The sequence below is a fragment of the Accumulibacter sp. genome, assembly GCF_032229525.1.
Lineage (GTDB): Bacteria > Pseudomonadota > Gammaproteobacteria > Burkholderiales > Rhodocyclaceae > Accumulibacter.
Genome location: NZ_JAVTWB010000006.1, coordinates 1 through 3,509 on the forward strand (window position 1 = coordinate 1; position 3,509 = coordinate 3,509).

Below are 3,509 nucleotides of genomic sequence, written 5' to 3' on the forward strand. Positions count from 1 at the left end.
ACCGGGTTGGTCAGGCGGTTTGCCGCGGCTTCGTGGAAGCAGAAGGGCAGCCACAGAGACCCCGGTGCGACCGCCGGATCGGCGTGCGCGGTGGCCTCGATTTCGCCACGCCGGGTGACCAGGCGCACGCGCTCGCCGTCGGCGAGGCCGAGCCGACGCAGGTCTTCGTCGCTGGCGGTAACCACCGCCTCGGATTCGAGCGCGTCCAGCGTCGCGCTGCGCCGTGTCATCGCGCCGGTATGCCAATGCTCGAGCAGCCGCCCGGTAGACAGCACCAGCGGGTATTCGTCGGAAGGCTGTTCGTCCGGGGGCAGCAGCGCGGCCGGCACGAAACCGGCGCGGCCACTGGGGGTCGGGAAGCCACTGTCGAAGACGATATCGGCGCCCGGCTGGTCCTCGCCGGCGCAGGGGTAGGTCACCGAGCCTTCGCGTTCGAGACGCTCGCGGCTGATGTTGGCCAGCGAGGGCATCGCCTCCTGCATCTCGGCGTAGATCGCCGCCGGCCCGTCGTAGGACCAGTCGAGGTCGAGGCGGCGCGCCAGCTCCTGGATGATCCACCAGTCCGCCCGCGTAGCGCCGGGCAGCGGCAGGGCCTGGCGACCGAACTGCACCTGCCGGTTGGTGTTGGTCACCGTACCTTCCTTTTCCGGCCAGGAAGACGCCGGCAGGACGACATCGGCGTAGATCGCGGTTTCGGTGAGGAACAGATCCTGCACCACCAGGTGTTCGAGCGATGCCAGCGCCTGCCGTGCGTGGCTGAGATCCGGGTCGGACATGGCCGGGTTCTCGCCGAGAATGTACATGCCGCGAATATCACCGGCCGCCGCGGCGTTGATGATCTCGACGACGGTCAATCCGGGCTGCGGATCGAGGGTGGTGTTCCACAGTTCTTCGAAGCGTTGGCGATTGGCGGCCAGCGAGACCGGCTTGTAGTCGGGCAGGACCATCGGGATCAGACCGGCATCCGAGGCGCCCTGGACGTTGTTCTGCCCGCGCAGCGGATGCAGGCCGGTACCCGGGCGACCGATGTGTCCGGTCATCAGCGCCATGGCGATCAGGCAGCGCGCATTGTCGGTGCCGTGCGCATGTTGCGAAATGCCCATTCCCCAGAAGATCATCGACGCTTTCGAGCGGGCGTAGAGCCGCGCCACTTCGCGGATTGTCCCGGCCGCGATGCCGCAGACTTCGGCCATCGCTTCCGGGCTAAAGGCGGCCAGATGCGCGCGCATCTCGTCGAAGCCGCTGGTGTAGCGGGCGATATAGGCCGGGTCGAACAGCGCCTCATCTACGATGGTGTGCAACATGGCGTTGAGCAGGGCGACGTCGGTGCCGGGGCGGAACTGCAGCGTTCGATCGGCAAAGCGTGCCAGGCCGTGGCGGCGCGGATCGATGACGATCAGGCGCGTGCCCTTGCGCGCGGCGCGCTTGAAGAAAGTCGAGGCGACCGGGTGATTCGATTCCGGGTTGCAGCCGATCAGGATCGCCACTTCGGCGTGGTCGATCTGCATGAACGACGCCGACACCGCGCCGGACCCGACGCCCTCGATCAAGGCCGCGACCGACGACGCGTGGCAGAGGCGGGTGCAATGGTCGACGTTGTTGGTGCCAAAGCCGGTGCGCACCAGCTTCTGGAACAGGTAGGCTTCTTCGTTGCTGCACTTGGCCGAGCCGAAGCCGGCCAGCGCGCCGCCGCCGTGTTGCTCGCGAATCGAGCGCAGCCCCGAGGCCGCCCGCTGCAGCGCTTCCTCCCAGGTGGCCTCGCGGAAATGGGTGTACGGCTTGGCCGGGTCGAAAGTGGCGTCGGCGACCTTGGCCGCGTCGTCGCGGCGGATCAGCGGCTGCAGCAAGCGCTGCGGCGAGTGTACGTAGTCGAAGCCGAAACGTCCCTTGACGCACAAACGCTGGTGGTTGGCTGGCCCGTCGCGACCGCTGACGGCGATGATCTGCTCGTTGCGGACCTGGTAGTCGATCTGGCAGCCGACGCCGCAGTAGGGGCAGACGCTGGGCACCACGCGGTCGACCTGTTCGCCCGCCGCAAGCAGGCCGCTGCCGTCTGCCGCCAGTAGCGTGCTCGCCATCAGTGCGCCGGTCGGGCAGGCCTGCACGCACTCGCCGCAGCCGACGCAACTGGAGTCGCCCATCGCATCGTCGACATCGAAAACGATCTTCGCCGCCGCGCCGCGACCGGCCATGCCGATCACATCGTTGGCCTGGATCTCGCGGCAGGCCTGCACGCATAGCTGGCAGTGGATGCAGGCGTCGAGTTGCACGGTCATCGCCGGGTGGCTGTGGTCGGCATTCGGGGTGGTTTCGCGCGCTGGGAACCGGCTGGCCTGTAGTCCCAATTGCACCGCCCAGTGCCAGAACGACGCGTTGCGATCATGGGCCCGTGCACGCGGCGGCTGGTCGGCGAGCAGCAGCTCCATCACCAGGCGCCGGCTGTGCAGTGCGCGCTCGGAGTTTTCGCTGCGCACCTGCATGCCCGCACTGACCTGGCGGCTGCAGCTCGGCGCCAGGTTGCGCTCACCGTCGATGTCGACCATGCAGGCGCGACAGTTGCCGCCCGGCCGGTAATCCGGCGCCTCCTGGGTGCACAGATGCGGAATGGTCTGGCCCGCTCGTCGGGCGGCCTGCCAGATGGTCTCGCCCGGCAGGGCGATCAGCTCGCGACCATCAAGCGTGAAGCGGACGCCCGGCGATCCAGCTTCGTCACGCATCGCGTTTCCCCGCCAGCAGGTGCTGCGGCAGATACTGCAGCGCCGTGGTGAGCGGATTGGGTGCCGCCTGGCCGAGGCCACAGATAGACGCATCGCGCATCACCGTCGCTAGCTCGCTGAGCAGCGCCACGTCGAGTTCCGGCGCTTCGAAAAGCGCCAGCATCTTCTCGGTGCCGACCCGGCACGGGGTGCACTGGCCGCAGCTCTCGTCGGCGAAGAACTCGAGCAGCGCGTGCACCGCGGCGCGCAGGTCATCGCGATCCGACAGTACGATCACCGCCGCCGAACCGATCAGGCAGCCGTGTTTTTCCAGTTCGCCGAAGTGCAGCGGCCGGTCAGCCAGGCTGGCGGGCAGAATGCCGCCAGAGGCGCCGCCGGGCAGGTAGGCCAGCAGCTGATGGCCGTCAGCCATGCCGCCGCAGTAGTCGTCGATCAGTTTGCGCGCGCTGATCCCCGCCGGCACCTGTTTTACGCCCGGTTGGCGCACCCGGCCGGAGACCGAGTAGCTGCGCAGACCGGCAAAGCCTTCGCTGCCCAGCGCCGCGAACTGCGCGCCAGCGCTGGCGAGAATGGTCGGCACCAGTGCCAGCGTCTCGACGTTGTTCACCAGCGTCGGACGTCCGAACAACCCCGCCTCGGCGACGTAAGGCGGGCGCTGCCGGGGATAACCGCGCTTGCCCTCGATCGATTCGATCAACGCGGATTCCTCGCCGCAAATGTAGGCACCCGCACCACGACGCAGGTCGATGAAGCCTGGGGCAATCAGATTCGCTGCCTCGAGCGCGGCGATCT

At 68.1% G+C, this 3,509-nt stretch carries 2 protein-coding genes; both read right to left on the minus strand.

What is annotated here, in order from left to right:
* Positions 1 to 2,717, minus strand: a 2,717-nt coding sequence (fdhF, locus tag RUW20_RS00340) for a formate dehydrogenase subunit alpha (RefSeq protein ID WP_313950196.1), incomplete at its 3' end; no start/stop codon positions are given.
* Positions 2,710 to 3,509 (minus strand): NADH-ubiquinone oxidoreductase-F iron-sulfur binding region domain-containing protein (locus RUW20_RS00345; RefSeq protein WP_313950197.1); only part of this gene is annotated, 800 nt, incomplete at its 5' end. The genes RUW20_RS00345 and fdhF, both read right to left, overlap by 8 nt.